The organism is bacterium (assembly GCA_017744355.1).
Taxonomy (GTDB): domain Bacteria; phylum Cyanobacteriota; class Sericytochromatia; order S15B-MN24; family UBA4093; genus JAGIBK01.
Window position 1 is genome coordinate 433,268 of the sequence record JAGIBK010000002.1, and the last position, 18,546, is coordinate 451,813.

At 62.6% G+C, this 18,546-nt stretch carries 25 protein-coding genes and 3 tRNA genes; 10 read left to right on the top strand and 18 right to left on the bottom strand.

Annotated elements, in window-relative coordinates:
* Positions 1-26: 26 nt before the first annotated feature.
* A complete protein-coding gene (locus J7643_07515) occupies positions 27-677 on the bottom strand; it encodes a C39 family peptidase (protein MBO9540425.1) in 651 nt (216 codons plus the stop codon).
* 238 nt (positions 678-915) lie between these two features.
* On the opposite strand from J7643_07515, the gene J7643_07520 reads away from it, so the two are divergent.
* Complete coding sequence (locus tag J7643_07520; GenBank protein ID MBO9540426.1) at positions 916-1,113, top strand: hypothetical protein; 198 nt, start codon at positions 916-918, stop codon at positions 1,111-1,113.
* A gap of 68 nt (positions 1,114-1,181) precedes the next feature.
* Here J7643_07520 and J7643_07525 read toward each other — a convergent pair whose 3' ends face one another.
* The 11 genes from J7643_07525 to smpB form a co-directional block, all read right to left on the bottom strand.
* Positions 1,182-1,832, bottom strand: coding sequence for a ribulose-phosphate 3-epimerase (locus tag J7643_07525; protein ID MBO9540427.1), 651 nt, complete (start codon positions 1,830-1,832; stop codon positions 1,182-1,184).
* Positions 1,817-2,515, bottom strand: a complete 699-nt coding sequence (gene rnc / locus J7643_07530; protein ID MBO9540428.1) for a ribonuclease III — start codon at positions 2,513-2,515, stop codon at positions 1,817-1,819. Before rnc ends, J7643_07525 begins: the two co-directional genes overlap by 16 nt.
* Positions 2,512-3,756, bottom strand: coding sequence for a beta-ketoacyl-ACP synthase II (gene fabF, locus J7643_07535; GenBank protein MBO9540429.1), 1,245 nt, complete (start codon positions 3,754-3,756; stop codon positions 2,512-2,514). Before fabF ends, rnc begins: the two co-directional genes overlap by 4 nt.
* 144 nt (positions 3,757-3,900) lie before the next feature.
* The gene (gene acpP, locus J7643_07540; protein MBO9540430.1) at positions 3,901-4,146 is read right to left on the bottom strand and encodes an acyl carrier protein; all 246 of its coding nucleotides are present in this window, start codon (positions 4,144-4,146) and stop codon (positions 3,901-3,903) included.
* A gap of 34 nt (positions 4,147-4,180) precedes the next feature.
* A complete protein-coding gene (gene fabG, locus J7643_07545; protein MBO9540431.1) occupies positions 4,181-4,927 on the bottom strand; it encodes a 3-oxoacyl-[acyl-carrier-protein] reductase in 747 nt (248 codons plus the stop codon).
* Between the two features lie 64 nt (positions 4,928-4,991).
* Positions 4,992-5,927, bottom strand: coding sequence for an ACP S-malonyltransferase (gene fabD / locus J7643_07550; GenBank protein MBO9540432.1), 936 nt, complete (start codon positions 5,925-5,927; stop codon positions 4,992-4,994).
* Between the two features lie 65 nt (positions 5,928-5,992).
* Positions 5,993-7,009, bottom strand: a complete 1,017-nt coding sequence (locus J7643_07555; protein ID MBO9540433.1) for a ketoacyl-ACP synthase III — start codon at positions 7,007-7,009, stop codon at positions 5,993-5,995.
* 43 nt (positions 7,010-7,052) lie between these two features.
* Positions 7,053-8,090, bottom strand: a complete 1,038-nt coding sequence (gene plsX / locus J7643_07560) for a phosphate acyltransferase PlsX (GenBank protein MBO9540434.1) — start codon at positions 8,088-8,090, stop codon at positions 7,053-7,055.
* Between the two features lie 37 nt (positions 8,091-8,127).
* Entirely contained in the window at positions 8,128-8,307 is a 180-nt protein-coding gene (gene rpmF, locus J7643_07565) for a 50S ribosomal protein L32 (protein ID MBO9540435.1), read from the bottom strand.
* Positions 8,294-8,791, bottom strand: a complete 498-nt coding sequence (locus tag J7643_07570; GenBank protein MBO9540436.1) for a DUF177 domain-containing protein — start codon at positions 8,789-8,791, stop codon at positions 8,294-8,296. The genes rpmF and J7643_07570 overlap by 14 nt, the downstream gene beginning before the upstream one ends.
* Before the next feature lie 118 nt (positions 8,792-8,909).
* A complete protein-coding gene (gene smpB / locus J7643_07575; GenBank protein MBO9540437.1) occupies positions 8,910-9,389 on the bottom strand; it encodes an SsrA-binding protein SmpB in 480 nt (159 codons plus the stop codon).
* Between the two features lie 129 nt (positions 9,390-9,518).
* Between smpB and J7643_07580 the strand changes: the two genes are divergently transcribed.
* Positions 9,519-10,553, top strand: a complete 1,035-nt coding sequence (locus tag J7643_07580; protein ID MBO9540438.1) for a GNAT family N-acetyltransferase — start codon at positions 9,519-9,521, stop codon at positions 10,551-10,553.
* Positions 10,554-10,560: 7 nt separating this feature from the next.
* Here the strand turns inward: J7643_07580 and J7643_07585 are convergent, their stop codons facing one another.
* Positions 10,561-11,070 (bottom strand): CvpA family protein, encoded by a 510-nt coding sequence (locus J7643_07585; GenBank protein MBO9540439.1) that lies wholly within the window; start codon positions 11,068-11,070, stop codon positions 10,561-10,563.
* A 117-nt stretch (positions 11,071-11,187) separates the two neighbouring features.
* Between J7643_07585 and J7643_07590 the strand changes: the two genes are divergently transcribed.
* Positions 11,188-12,015, top strand: coding sequence for a hypothetical protein (locus tag J7643_07590; protein MBO9540440.1), 828 nt, complete (start codon positions 11,188-11,190; stop codon positions 12,013-12,015).
* Here the strand turns inward: J7643_07590 and J7643_07595 are convergent.
* Together J7643_07595 and J7643_07600 are read right to left on the bottom strand one after the other, a co-directional pair.
* A complete protein-coding gene (locus J7643_07595) occupies positions 11,966-12,487 on the bottom strand; it encodes a hypothetical protein (GenBank protein ID MBO9540441.1) in 522 nt (173 codons plus the stop codon). The two genes, J7643_07590 and J7643_07595, sit on opposite strands and share 50 nt — an antisense overlap.
* Before the next feature lie 16 nt (positions 12,488-12,503).
* A complete protein-coding gene (locus tag J7643_07600) occupies positions 12,504-13,298 on the bottom strand; it encodes a hypothetical protein (protein MBO9540442.1) in 795 nt (264 codons plus the stop codon).
* Between the two features lie 214 nt (positions 13,299-13,512).
* On the opposite strand from J7643_07600, the gene J7643_07605 reads away from it, so the two are divergent.
* From J7643_07605 to J7643_07625, 5 genes are all read left to right on the top strand, one after another.
* Positions 13,513-13,585, top strand: a tRNA-Gly gene (locus J7643_07605).
* 71 nt (positions 13,586-13,656) lie between these two features.
* Positions 13,657-13,727, top strand: a tRNA-Cys gene (locus tag J7643_07610).
* 15 nt (positions 13,728-13,742) lie between these two features.
* A tRNA-Val gene (locus tag J7643_07615) sits at positions 13,743-13,816 on the top strand.
* A 112-nt stretch (positions 13,817-13,928) separates the two neighbouring features.
* Positions 13,929-14,504 (top strand): hypothetical protein, encoded by a 576-nt coding sequence (locus J7643_07620; protein ID MBO9540443.1) that lies wholly within the window; start codon positions 13,929-13,931, stop codon positions 14,502-14,504.
* Positions 14,505-14,779: 275 nt separating this feature from the next.
* A protein-coding gene (locus J7643_07625; protein ID MBO9540444.1) for an IS3 family transposase occupies positions 14,780-15,873 on the top strand; the annotation gives its coding sequence in 2 pieces (ribosomal slippage) (positions 14,780-15,038 and positions 15,038-15,873; 1,095 coding nt in all).
* A gap of 78 nt (positions 15,874-15,951) precedes the next feature.
* Here the strand turns inward: J7643_07625 and J7643_07630 are convergent.
* Both J7643_07630 and J7643_07635 read right to left on the bottom strand, forming a co-directional pair.
* Complete coding sequence (locus J7643_07630; protein MBO9540445.1) at positions 15,952-16,305, bottom strand: hypothetical protein; 354 nt, start codon at positions 16,303-16,305, stop codon at positions 15,952-15,954.
* 59 nt (positions 16,306-16,364) lie between these two features.
* Positions 16,365-16,571, bottom strand: a complete 207-nt coding sequence (locus J7643_07635) for a hypothetical protein (protein ID MBO9540446.1) — start codon at positions 16,569-16,571, stop codon at positions 16,365-16,367.
* Between the two features lie 499 nt (positions 16,572-17,070).
* Here J7643_07635 and J7643_07640 point away from each other — a divergent pair, with 499 nt between their 5' ends.
* On the top strand, positions 17,071-17,466 hold the full coding sequence (locus J7643_07640; protein ID MBO9540447.1) for an excisionase family DNA-binding protein: 396 nt from the start codon (positions 17,071-17,073) through the stop codon (positions 17,464-17,466).
* A gap of 52 nt (positions 17,467-17,518) precedes the next feature.
* Positions 17,519-17,905, top strand: coding sequence for a VOC family protein (locus tag J7643_07645; GenBank protein ID MBO9540448.1), 387 nt, complete (start codon positions 17,519-17,521; stop codon positions 17,903-17,905).
* Positions 17,906-18,107: 202 nt separating this feature from the next.
* On the opposite strand, the gene J7643_07650 is transcribed toward J7643_07645, so the two are convergent.
* The gene (locus J7643_07650) at positions 18,108-18,497 is read right to left on the bottom strand and encodes an HNH endonuclease (protein ID MBO9540449.1); all 390 of its coding nucleotides are present in this window, start codon (positions 18,495-18,497) and stop codon (positions 18,108-18,110) included.
* Positions 18,498-18,546: the final 49 nt, after the last annotated feature.

Sequence of the window (18,546 nt, forward strand, 5' to 3'; positions counted from 1 at the left end):
TAGCAAGTAGGCTTCTGCTCGCGGACCTATCGGCTCGCCCAGACCGCGATGCCGCCGTTGAACGGCGCGATCCCGTCGCCGAGCGGCGTGGTGAGGGCTCGTTCGAGCTGTTTGCGGGTAATGGTCACAGGGGAGGCCGCGAGAGGATCGTTGAGGTGGATGCGCTCGCCGTCGTAAGCAGTCGCCAGGGCGAAGTGCCCCCCGTCGAAGGGGTGGGCAAGCTGGTTGGCATAGGCGGGGGTCGGGTTGACGTTGACGATCACCATGCGCCCGGGGATGGCGAGCTGCCGCAGGACCCCGTCGACGCCGCCGTAGACCATCTGGGTGCCGAGGCCGAATTGCTTGGCCGCAAACGGGAACTGAGCGGGGTAAGTCCAAGTCCCTATATCATCCGTCCCCGTCATGGCGAGGCGTACGGCTTCGATCAGCTTGTCACGGCTGCCCTGATAGGGGCGAGGCACCTTGCCGTAGGCCGTGATGGCCATGGCGAGGCTCGTCGGACCGCAGTTGGCGTTTTCGAGCGGCGTCGGTTCGGGGTGGTAGACGGGGTGGGTGTACTGGGTGATGAAGTAGGAGCCGGGCTCCGGCATCGCCTGGCCCATGGCGACCGTCTGAGGGGCGCCGCAGCCGACGAGGCCCGCGCCGATGCAAGCAAGGACTAATCTACGAGGAACCATGAAGGCTGAAACTTCCTTTCCATGCGTATTTCAGCTTTTATTCCTCGCGAGGCCCCGTCCGAAAATGCGGACTAGCTTGCGATTTGTGAAGTGATAAGTAACACTTGACTGAAAGACTAACTTATATTAAGATGTAAATTACTTAAAACGTTCGCGATTATCCCTGCACCGGCGCGAAGCACCGGTGCACTCGGCCCGCCGGGCCGTGTCACATCCCATCGTAAGGAGGAACTCACGCATGGCAATGGAGCCAACGTCGCGGTTCACCAGGTCCCCCAAGCCCATCAAGGGCACCGCCCCCAAGTGGAAAGCCGCCTTCCCGGCGCCTATCCCCAAGCAGGCAGAGCCCCGCAAGCAGGATGCCTACGGCGGCATCAACTACGGGGACCGGGGCAGTTCCGATCGCATGAGCTGGCGCTCGCATCGGGATCACTAGTTTCGAACCCAAACTGAATAAGCAAAAAGGGGAGGCGACAGCCTCCCCTCGCTATTTGTTAGATGCGCTTAGCCTCTGAGCGAGGCGATCGCCTCGGCCGCGTCCGGCGCGCCGAAGACGTAGGAGCCCGCGATGAGGACGTCCGCCCCGGCGTCCACCACCTGGCGGCCGGTCGTGGCGTTGATGCCGCCGTCCACCCCGATTCGGAGATCATGGCCGATGGCGTCCGCCATCTCGCGGATGGCCTGGATCTTGCGCAGCACCCCCGGGATGAAGGACTGCCCCCCGAAGCCCGGGTTCACGCTCATGACGAGCACCAGGTCCAGGTCCTGGATCAAGTAGCGCAGGGCCTCCTCGCTGGTCGAGGGGTTCAGGGCGACCCCCGCCTTGATGCCCATCTCCTTGATGCCGTGGATCGTGCGGTGCAGGTGAGGGCAGGCCTCGGCGTGGACCGTGAGCAGGTCCGCGCCCGCCTGCTTGTACGCGAGCAGGTAGGGCTCGGGCGGCTCGATCATCAGGTGGACGTCGAAGGGCAGGTTCGAGTGAGGGCGCATGGCCGCGATCACCCCGGGCCCGAAGGTCATGTTGGGCACGAAGTGGCCGTCCATGACGTCCAGGTGGACCCAGTCGGCCCCTGCCTTCTCGATCCGGCGCAGGTCGGTGGCGAGGTTGGCGAAGTCGGCAGAGAGGACGGAAGGGGCGATCAGGGTTTTGCGCATGGTTCGGACCTTTCGAGCGCGACGAGGGCCTCGCGCGCGGCGGCTTGTTCGGCTTGCTTCTTGGATTGCCCCTTGCCGTGGCCGAGGACGCTCCCCTCCACCTCGACCTCCACGAAGAAGGTGTGGTGGTGCAGGGGCCCCTCGCCGCCCACCACCCGGTAGGTCGGCAGGGTGCCGAAGCGCTCCTGGGTCAGCTCCTGCAAGAGGGCCTTGGAGTTCTCGGCGCCGGGGGCCGAGGCCGCCGCCACCAGCTCGGTTTCGAGGAGCTGGCGGATGAGCGCCGTGACGATCTCCAGGCCATAGGTGAGGTGCACCGCGGCGAAGACCGCCTCGAGCGACGCGGCGATGTTGCCGACCTTCTTGCGACCGCCGGTGCGCTCTTCGGCCTTGCCGAAGCGCATGTAGGCGGGCAGGTCCAAGCGACGGGCGATCGCCGAGAGGGTGGCGTCCGAGACGATCCGCGCGCGGATCTTGGTCATCTCGCCCTCGGGGAGCGCCGCGAAGCGCTCGTAGATCCAGGCGGAGGCGACCAGCTTGAGGACCGCGTCACCGAGGAACTCGAGCCGCTCGTAGTGGGGATGCCCCGTGAAGGAGGAGTGGGTCAGGGCTTGCTCGAAGAGGTCCTCGCCCCGCCGGGGCAGGCCGAGGACCTTTTCGATGAAGTCTACGACGGGCAGGCTCACGCGAAGCGACGGAAGACGAGGCTCGCGTTGTGGCCGCCGAAGCCCATGTTGTTCGACATGCAGACGTTCACCTCGGCCTTGCGCGCCGTGTTGGGCACGTAGTCCAGGTCGCAGTCGGGATCGGGCGACTCGAGGTTGATGGTCGGCGGGAGGATGCCCTCGTTCATGGCCATGACGCAGGCGATCGCCTCGACGGCGCCGGCAGCACCCAGCAGGTGACCCGTCATGCTCTTGGTCGAGGAGATGGGGATCTGCTTGGCGTGCTCGCCGAAGACGCCGCGGTAGGCGGCCGATTCGTACTTGTCGTTGGCGCCGGTCGAGGTGCCGTGGGCGTTGATGTAGTCCACATCCTCGGGGGAGAGGCCCGCGTCCTTGAGCGCCTTCTTCATGGCGCGCTGGACGCCCTCGCCCTCGGGGGCGGGCATGGTGATGTGGTGGGCGTCGTCGGTCAGGCCGTAGCCGACGACCTCGGCCAGGATCTTCGCGCCGCGCGCTTGGGCGTGCTCGAGGGTCTCGAGCACCAGGACGCCCGCGCCCTCGCCCATGACGAAGCCGTTGCGGTCCACGTCGAAGGGACGGCTCGCGCGGGTGGGATCACCCGAGGCGTGCCCGCTGGAGAGGGCCTTGGCCGCGGCGAAGCCCGCGATCGCAAGCGGAGTGACGGTGGCTTCGGTCCCGCCCGCGAGCATGACGTCCACGTCGCCGTACTGCAGCTGACGGAAGGCGTCGCCGATGGCGTGGGCACCGGTGGAGCAGGCCGAGACGTGGCACAGGTTGGGGCCCTTGGCGCCCAGGTGGATGGCCACGTTACCGCCGGCCATGTTCACGATGACTGAGGGGATGAGGAAGGGGCTGACGCGGTCGGCGCCCTTGTCGCGGAGCTTGAGGGTCTCTTCCTCGATCACGTCGAGGGCGCCCATGCCCGAGCCGATGAAGACGCCGACCCGCTCCATGTCGAGGGAGTCCTTGTCGAGGCCCGCATCCGCCCACGCCTGCTTGGCAGCGGCGATCGCGAACTGCGAGAAGCGCGCCGTGCGCTTGGCTTCCTTGCGGTCCATATACTCGGTCGGCTCGAAGTCCTTGACCTCGCCGGCGAACTGCACCGGCAGGGCCGAGGCGTCGATGGAGGCGATGGAGGCGATGCCGCTTTTGCCTTCCTTGAGGCCTTCCCAGTACTTGGTCACGGAGGATCCGAGGGGGGTGATGGCGCCCAGGCCGGTGATGACGACGCGGTGTTTCATAGCGACGAAGTGACTCCCTAGCGCGGAGGGCCTTCCGCGAAAAAAACGAAAACTTGGAGATTACCAACATGGTATCGCGCCCAGGCCCCAGGCGCTACAAAACGGGTTCGCGGCGGGGAAGCCCCGCCGCGATTGCCGACCTGCTTACGCGGGCTGGTGCTTCTTGATGTAGTCCATCGCGGTGCGGACGGTGGTCAGCTTCTCGGCGTCCTCGTCCGGGATCTCGACCTCGAAGGCCTCCTCGAGGGCCATGACCAGCTCGACGGTGTCCAGCGAGTCGGCGCCCAGGTCCTCGGTGAAGGAGGCGTCCATGGTGACTTCGTCGGCGCTCACGCCGAGCTGCTCGACGATGATCTGCTTGACCTTCTCAAAGAGTTCTTGCTCGTTCATTTGAATGTTCCTTCTTGTATGGGTGGGTGAGGGATTAAGTATGCATGCCGCCGTCGACGTTGATGACCTGCCCGGTGATGTAGCTGCCGCTGGTCGCGAGGAACGCGACCAGGGCGGCGACCTCTTCGGGCTCGCCGAAGCGCCCCAGGGGGAGCGCGTCGAGGTAGGTCTTCTGGACGTCGTCGGTAAGCTTGTCGGTCATCTCGGACTTGATGAAGCCCGGAGCGATGGCGTTTACCAGCACGTTACGGCTGCCGAGCTCCTTGGCGAGCGACTTGGTGAAGCCGATGATGCCCGCCTTGGAGGCCGCGTAGTTGGCCTGGCCCGCGTTGCCCATGACGCCGACCACGCTCGAGACGTTGATGATTCGTCCGGCGCGCTGCTTCATCATGGGCTTGGCCACGGCCTTGGAGAGGAGGAAGACGCTCTTGAGGTTGGTGTCGAGCACCGCATCCCAGTCTTCTTCGCTCATCCGAAGGAGGAGGGTATCGCGGGTGATCCCCGCGTTGTTGACGACCACGTCGATCTTGCCGTCGCCCCAGGCCAGGACGTCCTTGATCAGACGATCCACGTCCTCGGTCTTGGAGACGTCGGCCTGGATGGCCTTGGCCTCGCCGCCGGCCTGCGCGATCGCTTCCACGACCGCATCGGCGGCAGTGGAGTTGCTCACGTAGTTGATGGCGACCTTGGCCCCGAGCTTGGCGAGGGCGAGGGCGCAGGCGCGGCCGATACCGCGGCTGCCGCCGGTGACGAGTGCGACTTTTCCATCGAGTGCGTTCATGAGACTGCCTTGGTTCGTGTCCGTGAGGACGAGTGGGATGAAAGGATCGATTCTACCACGCTTGCTACGAGGACACCGGCGAAGTCATGGCATCAAGGGCCTTGCGAAGCGCCTCGGGATCCTCGGTGACGAGGGTCGGGGCCTTGCGATCGAGCTTCTTCACGAGGCCCGAAAGCACCTTGCCCGCGCCCAGCTCCACGAAGGTCGTCTCGCCCTGCTCCATCATCCAGCGCAGGGTGTCGGTCCAGCGGACCGATGAGGCCAGCTGCTTGGCGAGCTTGGCCGAGAAGTCGGCCGCCTTGGTGGTCGGGGTCGCATCCACGTTGGTGACGACCGGGACGGTGGTGTCCTGCCAGGGGGCCTTTTCGAGGGCAGCGGTCAACGCTTCGCTCGCCACCTCCATCAGGGGCGAGTGGAAGGCGCCCGCGACGACCAGGGGCACGACACGCTTGGCGCCCGCTTCGCTGGCCTTCTGGCTCACCTCGGCGACGCCCTCGGGCGTGCCCGAGATGACGAGCTGGTCGGGCGAGTTGTAGTTGGCGACGACCACGGTCGAGCTGGCGTTGCGGCAGAGGTCTTCGAGCTTCTCGGCCTCAAGGCCCATGACGGCGGCCATGGTGCCGGCTTCGGCCTTGGCCATCAGCTCGCCGCGCAGACGCACGAGCTTGAGGGTGCTGGCGAAGTCCAGAGCACCCGCGGCGCAGACGGCCGAGTACTCGCCGAGCGAGTGGCCGGCGACGAAGGTGGGCTTGGGGCCGCCGAGGGCCTGGAAGGCGCGCAGGGCGGCCATAGAGGTCACGAAGAGCGCGACCTGGGCGTTCTCGGTGGCGCGCAGGGTCTCTTCGGGGCCTTCCCAGCAGAGCTGGCGGATGGGAAGGCCCAGGATCTCCTCGGCCTCCTCGAAGGTGCGGGCGGCCTCGGGGAAGGCCTCGGCGAGGGCCTTGCCCATGCCGACGGTCTGGGAGCCCTGACCGGGGAACAGGAATGCGACGTTCATGATGCCTCCTCGTGTGAGATGACTGGCGCGAGGGGTTGGAGCGCTAAGCTGGCGAGGGGGAGAAAAGGCTAGGCCCGCGAGGGGAAGGGGCGGTCACAGGTCCAGCGCACGAGGGCGCTGGCCCAGGTCAGGCCCGAGCCGAAGCCCACCAGGCAGACAAGGTCGCCCTTCTTGATGGTTCCCGCCTCGACCGCCTCGGCCAGGGCCAGGGGCACGGTGCCCGCGCTGGAGTTGGCCATGCGATCGACGTTGACGATCATCTTCTCCATGGGCACGCCCATGCGCTTGGCGGCGGCTTCCATGATGCGGTAGTTCGCCTGGTGCAAGACGAAGTGGTCGATCTCGTCCACGGAGACGCCGGTGCGCTGGGTGATCTCGTCGACGCACTTGGGGACGATCTCGACGGCGAACTTGTAGGTCTCGCGGCCGTTCATGTGGACCGTGTGCTCCATGGCCTCGATCATCTCGGCCGAGGGGGGCACGCGCGAGCCAAGGGGGATCTGGATGTGGGCCGAGCCCCCGCCGTCCGCGCCCATGTAGCTGCCGAGCAGCCCCTTCTCGTCGCCGCCGCGCAGCACGACCGCGCCGCAGGCGTCGCCGAAGAGGACGGCGGTGCCGCGGTCCTTCCAGTTGATGTACTTGGAGAGCAGGTCGCCGCCGATGACGAGCGCCGTGCGGTACATGCCCGTGGCGAGGAACTGGCTGGCGACGATGGTCCCGTAGACGAAGCCGCTGCAGGCGGCCTCCATGTCGAAGGCGGCCGCGGGGGTGGCGCCGATGGCGTGCTGGACCAGGGCGGCGGTGGCGGGCATGGCCATGTCCGGCGTCGAGGTCGCGACGATGATCAGATCCAGCTCGGAGGCCTCGACCCCGGCGTGCTCGAGCGCCTGCTTGGCCGCGGGGATGGCCATGTCGCTCAGGGCGTGCTCGGGCGGCGCGATGCGGCGCTCACGGATGCCCGTGCGCTCACGGATCCAGGCGTCGTTGGTGTCGAGGAAGCTCTCGAACTCGGCGTTGGTCATGATCCGCTCGGGGACGTAGTAACCGCAACCGATAATGGAAACGGGAAGCAGGGAAGTGGTCATGAAGCTCTTTCTCAAAACAGGCCGGACCGGATGGTCCAGTATCTCATGACGCGGCGCCACCGGAAGGGGGGGCGCTGACAGGGGGGGCATTTTGCCCGCCCGCATCGGCCAGCTGGCCGAGGGTGTCGGAGACGATGGCCTCCTTGGCCACTCGGATGGCGTTGACGATGGCCTGCGCCTTGCTCGAGCCGTGGCTGATGACGCAGATGCCGTTCACCCCCAAGAGGAGGGCGCCGCCGTACTCGGCGGGATCCAGGCGCTTCTTGAAGCGGCCGAAGACGGGCATCAGGAGGGCCGCGCCGATTTTGGCCAGCAGGCCGCCCTGGTTGATCTGCTCCTTGAGCAGGCCCGTGAAGAGCTCGCCCATTCCTTCGGCGAGCTTGAGCATGACGTTGCCGACGAAGCCGTCGCACACCGCCACGTCCACGTTGCCGCGGGGCAGGTCCCGGCCCTCGACGTTGCCGATGAAGCGGATGCCGGGGGTCTCGGAGAGCAATTGGTGGGTCGCAAGCGAGAGCTCATCGCCCTTGCCGGGCTCCTCGCCGATGTTGACGAGACCGACCCGGGGCTCGGGGATCTTGAGAACCGCCCGGGCGTAGGCATCGCCCATCCGGGCGAACTGCTGAAGGTAGAGGGGCTTGCAGTCCACGTTGGCGCCCACGTCCAAGAGGACCACCGGGCCCTTGACGGTGGGCAGGACCACCGCGATCGCGGGCCGCTCGATGCCCCGCACGCGGCCGAGGCGCAAGAGAGCGGCGGCCATGGCGGCCCCGGTTGAGCCGGCGGCGACGACGCCTTGGCAGTGACCGGCCTTGACCTGGTCCATGGCCACGACGATCGAGGAATCTCTTTTCTTGCGGACCGCACTCGCCGCCTCGTCCATCCCGATCACCTCCGCGGCGTGCACCACGGAAAGGGGGAGGTTCTCGGCGGCGTAGGGTTCGAGCTCGGCCTTGAGGCGCTGCTCGTCGCCGACCAGCACCAAAGACAAAGCCCGGTCCGCTCTCAAAGCTTCGACCGCACCCTTTACGATTTCGGTCGGGGCGTAATCCCCGCCCATGGCGTCAAGGGCAATGCGAATGTCGGGCATTGGAGCGAACCGGGCCTCGGAGGTCAGCTTACTGAGCGACCGAGAGGATCTGCTTGCCGTTGTAGAAGCCGCAGGTGCGGCAAACGGTGTGCTGCAGCTTGGGAGCGCGGCAGTTGGTGCAGGTGGTCAGGTTGGGGGCCTTCGCCTTCCAGTGCGAGCGGCGGTGCCACTGCTTGGAGTTGGAAGTCTTCTTCTTAGGTTGAGCCATGGGTCTTGGATTCCTCCTCAGTGGTTCGACTTAGCAAGGCTTCGAGCTTACGCCAGCGCGGGTCGAGGGGCTTGTGCTTCGCCAGGTATTCGGGCTCGCACCCGCAGAGACTGCGACTGGGCAGGTTCAACAGCAGGTGCTGCCGCAGCAGGTCGGAGAGGTCGATTTCTCCGGTCGCCGCAACGGCCTCTTCGACCTCGAGCGCCTGGGTCGGCGTCTCGGTCACCTCGAGCGTCTCTTCGAGATCGAAAGCGATCTCGGTGGGGGCGGGGCCGAGGCAGCGATCGCAGACCAAGTCCGCGGTCGTTTCCAGGTGGCCCGTCAGGGTGAGCAGGCTCTCGTCGATGGCGCGCGAGATCTTGACATCACCGGAAAGGGGACGCTTGAGGGAGCCCAGGTCGGCCGGAAACTCGACGTCCTCGCTGAACGCGACGCGGGTTTCGCTCTCCGGGGCCTGAAGCAGGGTTTCCACATCCAAACGCACGGGAAACCTCCTTCCGGGCACCAGCTGGACGACACGACAATTTGGGCGCGTATTACCGACGATTCAGTATAGCAGCGGCGATCCCTTTGTCAAGGCGTAACCTCGCCTTTACCGGGCCTTAGCCCCCGCGGTGACGCTCTTTCATGGCCCGCTCGATGTCGCGCTTGGCGTCCTTGGCGGCGATCGCATCGCGCTTGTCGTAGAGCTGCTTACCCTTGGCGAGGCCCAGCTCGACCTTGGCCCAGTCGCCGTGCCAGTAAAGCTTGAGCGGGATAAGGGTGAGGCCCTGCTCCTTGGTCTTGCCGATCAGGCGCGAGATCTCCATGCGCTTGAGCAGGAGCTTGCGCTTGCGCATGGGGTCGGGGTTGTAGCGGTTGCCGTGGGTGTAGGGCGCCACGTGCATGTGGTGGAGCCACACCTCGCCGTCTTCGATCCGGGCGAAGCTGTCGCTGAGGTTGGCACGCCCCATCCGCAGGCTCTTGACCTCGGTGCCGGTCAAGGAGATGCCGGTCTCGAAGCGCTCCAGGATGTGGTACTCGTGGAACGCGCGACGGTTGTCGGCGATCAGGGAGGATTTTCGGGTGTTGGCGGTTGCCATGGTGGCGCCCCTTGTTGATTTGCGTCTTCAACCTTGCTAGAATTACGCCGTCCATTATCGAGTGTCTCAACGCTCGGCGCAAGTGGATGCCAAGTGCTCGCGTCGCGCGCCCATCGGGGGAGCCTCACGATGATCCGTCCGGTCCGCTTCATGGACCTGCCCGCTCTCAAGACGATCTTCGAAGGGTCGTTCGCCGAAGAGTTCGAGCGGCGCGGCGTCGATATGACCGGGCAGCTCGCCCGGTGGCAGCAGATGTACCCGCTGGTGCGGGCCCTCTCCCTTTTCCCCAATCCCTACCAATACACCATGAACCTCCAGGTCGCCGAGCTGGACGGAGCGATCGCGGGCTTCATCCAGACCAGCCCCGGCAACCACCAGAAGACCCGCTGGCACATCGACTACATGGCGGTGGCCAGCGCCTTTAGGCACCGGGGGGTGGCGAGCGCCATGCTCGACCACGTCTTCGACGCGTACGGGGGGATGGGGGTCAAGAGCTTCACCCTCGAGGTGGACACCCGGAACCTTGCGGCCATCAGCCTGTACGCCAAGAAGGGCTTCCGCACCTACGCGACCCTCTCGTACTACCAGCTCTCGCCCGAGCGCCTGCGCGAGTTCGAGCCGATCGAGCCGCCCGAGGGCTTGAGGCCCTACCGCCCCAAGGACGCCGAGGCCCTCTTGGCCCTGCACAACGCCTGCACGCCGGCGAGCGTGCGCCTGATCGACTCACGCTCGGCCGAGGACTTCGAGCTGGGCTTCATCGAGCACAACTTCGCCCGCTGGCGGCGCAAGCTGGGCCTCTTCGAGGACCGGCGCTACGTGGTGGAGAACGAGGCGAAGGCCATCGTGGGCTACCTGCGGATCCTCGGCCACTTCCGCCACACCCCCCAGAGCCTGCGCCTGACGGTGCATCCCGGCTACGAGCACCTCTACGAGCCCTTGCTGCGCTTCGGGCTCGGCAAGCTGCGGGGGTATCCCGAGAACGTGGTCCTCGCCTGGGCGCCGGATTATCAGGCGGCGAAGGCCCGGGCTTTCGAGGAGGCGGGCTTTAGCCTCCTGACTGCGGATCACCTGCTCGTGCGCGACAGCCTCCTGACCATCCGCATGCCCTTGCCCGGGGTCAAGGTGGACGAGGCGACCTTCAAGCCCGCCTTCTGCGAGTCCTGACTCGGTTCTAGATGAACTGGCCGCCGTTGATCACGGGGGCCCACTCTTGCACTGCCGTGAGCAGGGGCTTGATGGCCCCGGCGATGACGGAGTGCGCGATGGCTTCCTGGAGCTGCGGGATCTGCTGGAGCAGGGGGAAGTGGGCGAGCAGGACGAGCGGGGTCGCGAGCACCACCACGCCGGTCATCAGGCCGAAGACCGCGCCGCCGATCCGGTCCGCGACCACCAGGGGACGCAGCCGCATGGTCAGCCGCAGGAGGCTGCCGAAGACGTTGACGGCGATAAAGGCGAGCACCCAGGTGAGGACGGGGCGCGCGAAGAGGGCGAGGGACCAGGTGGGGGGCACGAAGGCGTCCACGAAGGGGGCGACGAGGCCCTGATGCTGCCAGGCGGCGTAGGTTGCGATCACCACGGCGATCGCACCGACGCTGGTACGGATGAGGCCCGTGGTGAGGCCTCGCAGGACGTTGTAGCTCAGGATCAAGACGCCGAACACGTCCATCCAGGTCGCAATCACGTCAACCCTCCGGTCCAAACACGCGTTGTGGACAGCCCATGGGAATCCCGGTAGCATGGGTGCGCTACCTGCAAGGCAGGCGCCATATCGCGTCCCGCCTCGATCAAGGATACCCGGATGCAGCCCCTCAAGCAACTCATCGCGCGCGCTGCGCGCCTCACGGTGTCCCAGCCCATCCTGTGGACCCCGCCCCTCGGCATCGCGCTGCTCTCCAGCCTGATGGCCCCCCAAGCCACCCCCCAGATGGGGATCATCTTCTTGGTCACGGCCCTGATCACCCTGGCGGTGACCGCGGGCTGGTACGCCCTCATCGCGAAGGCCGCCAGTGACGAGCTGCCGGTGTGGGAGGACTTCTTCGTCGCCATCGGCCGCCACTTCTCCACTTTGATCGGCGGGACGATCGTCTTTGGCCTCCTGGTCGCCGTGGTGGCCGTTCCCCTGCTCATGGCCGCGGTCTCCTGGGCGGGGCCCGAGTCCTTGAACAAGCTCAAGGACCTGCTGCCGGGGCTCATGCAGCAAGCGCAGACCAAGCCCGAGGTCCTGCTTTCGATCGAGCCCTCCTTGCTGCTGGCGGCGAACCGCTTCTTCCTCGGCCTCTGCGGCGCGGGGCTCTGGTTCGCCCTCTTGAGCATGGTCCTGCTCTTCTGGAAGCAGGCCGTGGTCCTCGGCACCATGCCCTGGCCCGAGGCCTGGAAGGCGAGCCTCACGGTGATGCGCCGCCACTTCGGCCCGGCCATGGGGGTGATGACCGTCCACGGCCTGGCGTACCTGGCGGCGGCCTTCTTCAGCCTCATGCCGCTTCCCTTCGGCTTGATCGGCTGGCTCTTGCTCATCGGGGTGGACGTCTTCGCGACCGTCGCCTACACCCTGCTCTACCTGGAGGCGATCCCGCCGGTCAAAACCGCTGAGTCAGCCTCAGCGACACCGACTGGCCAAGCAGGTTAGCGCCCGGACTCATCCAGGCTCGCACCTGGAGCTTCACGGGGGCGATGCTCAAGACGAGCTCGCTCGATGTGCCGAGCCCAGTTGCCGAGCCCAAGAGGCTGACCTGCGCATCGAGCGCCCAGGACGGCCAGCCAAGCCGCCCCATGACCGCCACCGTAGGCCCGACCCCCAGGTCGGGCCTTTCTTTGTAGCCGGCATCCAGCTTCAGGCGCCAAAGGCTGCCCGCGGTGACGAGCGAGCCTTGCCAGGACGGTTGAGGCAGGCTGAACAGCCTGCCATCCGCGAGCTTGAGGATCCACTCCACCCAGAACGGGTTCTCTTGTTGAGGCGAGGTTGGTGCGAGGTCCAGGGCTGCGAGGGGCTCGGGCCCGTCGAGGCCACTCGGCCGGAGGCGGAAGACCGCCGCCTCCGCAGCCAAGGGGGCACTCAGGACGAGCGAAAGCCCCAGGATGATACCCCGAGGGCTTGCCATTGCGCAGGGCGTCGCGCTAGTCGATCGCCTTGCGCCAGTAGCTGCTCGCCCGGTCCTCGACCACCTCGTAGGTCCCGGCCGGCACGCTGAGGGTGGCGTGCTCCGGATGCTCGACCATCGTGTCGTGGGGCGCGACCAGGTAGAGCCGGTTATCTTTGCGGTAGACGGTGCAGTCCACCGGATTGTGACGGCCAATGAGCCGCCCCCAGTCGCTGCTCATTACCTCTTCTTCATGGACCGGGTCCGTGAAGAAGCTCTTGAAGCCGTCCACGGCCCGCCGTAACAGCCCGACCGCCTTGGGGCGCTCGACCTCTTCGACGTTCGCCGGAAGGCGCTTGCGCGGCAGGAGCACGAAGTCCCCTTGCTGGAGGCCGCCGCGCCCGAGCCACTCGAAGCAGGTGTCCGGCTCGCTCGGGGCCCAGGATCCCATGGGCAGGCGCTGGCAGTAGGTGGTGCCGTTCTCCTGGAAGATCAAGTAGCGGTAGAGCTGCTTGATGGCGCCCTCGCCCCGGCGATAGCGGGCGGCGACCTCGATCAGGATGGCTTGCTCGCCTTCGCTGCGCTTCTCCTCGGTGAGGCTTAGCCCCTGGGAGACGATGGAGACGAGGCGCTCTTGCTGGTCGACCTCGATCTTGGGGGTGATCAGCTTGCGGAGGGTGGCCTCCTGGAAGTTGGGGACGTTGAGTACGCGGATCGAGACGAGATCCGAGATGCGCGGGGCGACTTCGAGGGTCTTGAGGGGCGCGGGGACCGGCGGCACGACGGGTGGTTGCTGTGGGGACTGCAACTCGGGCTTCAGCTCGATGGCCATGAGGGGCCCTCCTCTCGCGAGACGGTCGGGATGCGCGAAATGCCTCCGAGCAAGCAACCATGCGGTGCTCCGGCCTCAGGGCGCCCTTATCCTAGGAGCGGCTCGAATGAAGTGTCAAGAAATGTAAAGTTAACTTCCTGTGTGGATTTCGGCTAAGAGCAGGCCCGAGGTGGGTTGACACCTCGGGCCTGCTTGGGTATAGTAAGAAAGCTTCGCGGGTGTAACTCAGCTGGTAGAGTACCTGCTTCCCAAGCAGGCTGTCGCGCGTTCGAATCGCGTCACCCGCTCTCACTCGAAGGGTAACTTTTGAGTCGGCTTGGGCCTCAAGGTGCCTGGCACCCGAGGGTCCAATTTTTTCGGCGGCATAGCCAAGTGGTAAGGCAGAGCTCTGCAAAAGCTCCACCCCCAGTTCGAATCTGGGTGCCGCCTCTCCCTCACTTTCGAGGGCGCATAGCTCAGTTGGTTAGAGCGCTACGTTGACATCGTAGAGGTCACTGGTTCGAATCCAGTTGTGCCCACTAGACCCCCTGGTGAAAGCCAGGGGGTTGTTTTTTTGTCTAAATCCCGATTGATCGGTTTTGGATCAAATGATGGATCGGAAGTGAAACAAATGAGACAGATGAAACAATCTTGTTTCACTGGCTGGCGAGCGGGACAAACATTGCTCTAGCTATTAACTATATGACAAGATATTCATGTTTCAGTAATTTTTTAATTATCACTGGGAGACTTGAGTTGTTTGAGACTGTTGGACGGATTGGTTTTGCAGCACTTGTTGTCTTTGGATACTTCGCATCTCCCCAATGTGCTGAAGCAAAGAATGAAAAATTGGGTGAAGAAATTTACACCATGCTCGTCAAGAAATACCCATCGATCCAGCAACCTGATGTTCGTGGGCTTGCAACTTCTACTCCTCGCGTAACGCTGTATGTGCCTTTCAAGGTCTGGGCAAAGCTATCTAAAGCTGAAAAGCAAAGCGTTCAAGCCTATATGCCTACTCTGGTTGCAAAGGTAAAAGCATCGCCAGATTCTTATGTTGGCATTCCTTCATCAGCTCCTGTCTATGGGCGTTTTCGGGCGAAAATCCCCACCCTGAGCAGCAATGCCTGGGAGATCATGGGAGGAAATATTATCCGTTCTAGCAAGGGTGGGAACACTATTACGGTTGATCGGACTCTGGCTTGTGGTGATGGAGACTGCAATTAGTCCACACCCTCCCCATTCAAATTCAATTTAAGAAGCCCGCCGGGTGTGCGTCCGGCGGGCTTCAGTTCAGAGAGGTGATGTGTGGGTGATGGGAGTGTCTTGCCATGGGTTGGTGATGAACACTGTTGCTCTGAACACCATCGAATGGTGAGCTTCCTATCAATAGCTTGAGCGCTTGTTCGAGGTGGAAAATTGGCCCAAATCTGACCTGACTCCCGAAAACCGGGTCAGCAAGAATTTGGATCTTCCGGGAATAGAACCCGAGGAGGGCCAGCATGAAATCCAGCCGTTTCACCGAAGAGCAGATCATCCGGGCGATTAAAGAGGTCGATGCCGGTCGCAAGGTGGCCGACGTGTGCCGCGAGCTCGGTGTTACCGATCAGACCATGTACAACTGGCGCCGCAAGTACGGCGGCATGGAAGTCAGCCAGGCAAAGCAATTGAAGCAGCTTGAGGACGAGAATCGGCGCCTCAAGCTGCTCTTGGCCGATGCCACCCTGGACAACCAGGCGCTAAAGGCGGCACTCGGAAAAAACTGGTGAAGCCCGCAGCCAAGCGGCGTGTCGTCCGGTACTGGGTGGATAACTTCCAGCTGAGCGAGCGTCGGGCCTGCGGGCTTGCGAATCTGGCCAAGTCGGTGTGGCAGTACAAGAGCAAGAAGGCGCTCTCCGACGCGCCTCTCAAGGAGCAGTTGCTGGAACTGGCTCGTGAGCGGCCTCGGTTCGGCTACAGACGGCTCTGGGCGATGCTCCGACGCCAGGGCGAAGTGATCAATCGCAAGCGCGTCTACCGGGTTTACCGCGAACTCGGTCTGGCGGTCCGGCGCCGAAAGCGCAAGAAGATCGCAGCGGCCGCCAGGGTGCGGATGCCCGCCCCAACCCGGCCGAACCAGCGTTGGAGCATGGACTTCGTGAGCGATGGCTTGAGAGATGGCCGGCGCTTCCGCACGTTGAACGTCGTCGACGACTACACCCGAGAGTGCATGGCGATTGAGGTGGACTTCTCGCTGCCCGGTGCGCGGGTGGTGCGCGTCCTTAGCGAGTTGGCCGCCACTCGGGGTTTGCCCGAGGCTATTACGATCGACAATGGGCCGGAATTCGCAGGCAAGGCACTGGACGAGTGGGCCTACGAGAAAGGAGTGAGCTTGCAGTTCATCCGGCCGGGCAAGCCGGTGGAGAACGCGTACATCGAGAGCTTCAACGGCAAGTTCCGAGATGAGTGCCTCAATGCGCACGTCTTCAAGAACTTGCTCCACGCCCGAGCGCTGATCGCGGCCTGGCGCGACGACTACAACCAGGTCAGGCCCCACAGCTCCTTGGGGCTACTAAGTCCACAGGAGTTCAACCGACGTAACCCACGTTCCGCGTAAGATCCAAATTCTGGCTGGGTCAACCGAGGGTGTCAGGTCAAATCCTCCTGGCAAGAGGTCGACTTGCTTTTGCGTCTTTCAGGGACAGGCCAGAAGATTAATCGCTTTCGCCTCGATTTGGATGACGTCGCCTGTCTGCATTTCCAAATTGAGTATCATCTGTCCGTTTGCTTGCATTGCTGGTTCATTGGCTTCCAGGATATATTTTGGTGGTGAAATTCCCCAAGGCTGCTTATGAGGATAGATAAGCATCAAAAGACCTTGGACTTGTATAAGCGCCTTCATCACTGGTTGTTCAATTACCTGATTATTACCCGCGAGCGGGATAGGCGCGCCATATCCGAGCAGTAGCGAAAGCTCTGCTTTAGCTTCTTCAGGATCGATTTTGATCGCATACAAAATTGCGTCATGAAGGTCAGCCCATTCAATCATAAAAAGCTCCTTGCAGGAGAAATCTAGGACCCGTTGCTCAAACTGCGTTTTTAATCTCGCTAATCTTTGGCAACTGCAACCAATACCTCTCCCTTTTCAAGTTGGCGCTTTTCCACAATAACTCGTGAGCCAGGGACAAACTCCCATTCTTCAACTTCTGGGTCGTAAATATCTGCGCCGTTAAGAATATATATATTCGATGTGATTTGAGACGCTGGAACAGGTCGATAGACTGTAGTGCCCTCATTCAGAAGACGGATATAGATTGTCTCGGATATAGAATTATCGCTCCAAGGTGCTTCTTTTAAGCAGACAACGATAGGAATATCCGCCCGATCAACTATTCCTACCTCATCAAAATGAGCATGTGAGCCCGAATTTCTATGCTTTACGACTTCCAAGATGGACATTGCAAAATAAATTAAACCATCCGGGTTTCCATTGATCGAAAGCGTATTGCCGTTATCGGTCTTCACAAACTCCAGAAAATGATGAGAGACTCCATCAACGCTTGCGCGTGCGTTCATTTCTCGAAGCTTATCAACTAATTCATCAAATCCACTTGGCAAACTGAATTCCATCAAAACCACCATGAGAACCAATCGCCTGATACAAGCACTTAATACCCAAGCAAATGGTGATTGAAAAGTCTTGTATTTTGTCTTATTTTCATGTCCACCTTTTGGCGAAATTCCTGCCCTCTGTTCACTTCCATCCGAACGAACGGTATAGTTCCGAACGCTGATTTGACCTTCGGAGGAGCCGGTGAAGAAGCTTGGGGAAAGCCTTTCTACGCTTGAGGTTGCGCACGATCTAGGGCTTGGTCGAGCAACGATCCATCGCTGGATTCAGGACGACACCATCCCGGCTATCAAGGTGGGATGGAACTACCAGATCCCATTGGAGCCGTACCTCAATTTCAAGGCGTCGTATGTGCAATCTGAGGACGCATCAGACACTCCGCAGCTTCACAGGTTGATCGAGGAGTGGCTGCATCACTTGCGAAATGGGCCGAGACCCTTATCCCCCAAGACGGTGGATGATTACGGCTACAACTTCAGGATCTTCCTTCGGACCATCGGGGGAGCAGGTCATGTGGACGCTGACCAACCGAAGCAGGGCCCTGCGGGTTCGGTGTTCGACTTGCTGGCCGATTTGTGATAAGTTCTTAGAACATACGTTCAATTTGCTTCATTGTTGAAAGGCTAGGTCTATGCAGGTTAGGGGAATCGATTTTGTAGGCATCGCCGTGGGGGATCTCGATGCTGCCCGTCACTTCTATGGAGAAGTCTTGGGGCTGCCGGCATTGGGGACTTTCGGCGACAGCTGGGCCGAATTCGACGCCGGTAACGTGACTCTCTCCCTCATCAAGGCCGATCCGGCCGCGATCGCCAAGCGGCTCGAGGCTGGCCCCTATGCTTCGATTGGCGTCGCCATAGCCGTGCCGGACGTGGGCGCTGCGATCGATGAGCTTCGCCAACGGGGCATCAAGGTCGTGATGGAAACGACCGAAGGTTCGCCGTGTTTCACTGCCATGGTCGAGGACCCGTCGGGCAACTTCGTCTGGCTGCATCACCGCAAGGATGGGACGGCAGGCTAGACTGGATGGCCGCCCTGTCGAGATGGCAAGTCTGAACCCACCGTTGACATCGTAGAGGTCACTGGTTCGAATCCAGTTGTGCCCACTAATGACCCCCAGCCATTGGCTGGGGGCTTCTTTTTTGTCTAAATTTCGATCAATCGCTTTTGGTTAGATGGTGGATCGGAAGTGAAACAGATGAAACGAATGAAACAATTTTGTTTCACGGAGTCTCGGGCGTGCCACTGACTGAGCAATAACGTGCAAGCAGGTCTTCCCAAGTGCCGCCATTGGAAAAGTAGACCTGAACGGCAACATCAACAATGCTGCGCTTTTCAAACCAATGCCAGTAGCGCTCACCGCTGAGCAGTTCACTGGCTTTATGACAGTGCGAACATAGGAGGTGAAGGTTCGATGCCTCATCACTTCCCCCTTCGCATCTGGCCAGGATATGTGATCTCTCGGTGACGGCCTCAAAGCCGCAAGCAAAGCAATAGTCATCCTCGAAGACCTCATCCTCGCAAATGAATTTCTCAAGCTCTACAAGGCACTTCCACCAGTACTGCCGGATCTTGTCCTTGGACGGCATCCTTCTCGGCGATGGATTAAGCATGGATCTATCCCCCCTCTTCAGGCATTTACAGGCTCGCCTTCAGACCATG

Coding starts and splice junctions, on each gene's coding strand:
- J7643_07515 (MBO9540425.1), bottom strand. CDS start 677: ATGGTTCCTCGTAGATTAGTCCTTGCTTGCATCGGCGCGGGCCTCGTC.
- J7643_07520 (MBO9540426.1), top strand. CDS start 916: ATGGCAATGGAGCCAACGTCGCGGTTCACCAGGTCCCCCAAGCCCATC.
- J7643_07525 (MBO9540427.1), bottom strand. CDS start 1,832: ATGCGCAAAACCCTGATCGCCCCTTCCGTCCTCTCTGCCGACTTCGCC.
- fabF (MBO9540429.1), bottom strand. CDS start 3,756: ATGAAACACCGCGTCGTCATCACCGGCCTGGGCGCCATCACCCCCCTC.
- acpP (MBO9540430.1), bottom strand. CDS start 4,146: ATGAACGAGCAAGAACTCTTTGAGAAGGTCAAGCAGATCATCGTCGAG.
- fabG (MBO9540431.1), bottom strand. CDS start 4,927: ATGAACGCACTCGATGGAAAAGTCGCACTCGTCACCGGCGGCAGCCGC.
- J7643_07555 (MBO9540433.1), bottom strand. CDS start 7,009: ATGACCACTTCCCTGCTTCCCGTTTCCATTATCGGTTGCGGTTACTAC.
- rpmF (MBO9540435.1), bottom strand. CDS start 8,307: ATGGCTCAACCTAAGAAGAAGACTTCCAACTCCAAGCAGTGGCACCGC.
- smpB (MBO9540437.1), bottom strand. CDS start 9,389: ATGGCAACCGCCAACACCCGAAAATCCTCCCTGATCGCCGACAACCGT.
- J7643_07580 (MBO9540438.1), top strand. CDS start 9,519: ATGATCCGTCCGGTCCGCTTCATGGACCTGCCCGCTCTCAAGACGATC.
- J7643_07590 (MBO9540440.1), top strand. CDS start 11,188: ATGCAGCCCCTCAAGCAACTCATCGCGCGCGCTGCGCGCCTCACGGTG.
- J7643_07595 (MBO9540441.1), bottom strand. CDS start 12,487: ATGGCAAGCCCTCGGGGTATCATCCTGGGGCTTTCGCTCGTCCTGAGT.
- J7643_07600 (MBO9540442.1), bottom strand. CDS start 13,298: ATGGCCATCGAGCTGAAGCCCGAGTTGCAGTCCCCACAGCAACCACCC.
- J7643_07630 (MBO9540445.1), bottom strand. CDS start 16,305: ATGATTGAATGGGCTGACCTTCATGACGCAATTTTGTATGCGATCAAA.
- J7643_07645 (MBO9540448.1), top strand. CDS start 17,519: ATGCAGGTTAGGGGAATCGATTTTGTAGGCATCGCCGTGGGGGATCTC.
- J7643_07650 (MBO9540449.1), bottom strand. CDS start 18,497: ATGCTTAATCCATCGCCGAGAAGGATGCCGTCCAAGGACAAGATCCGG.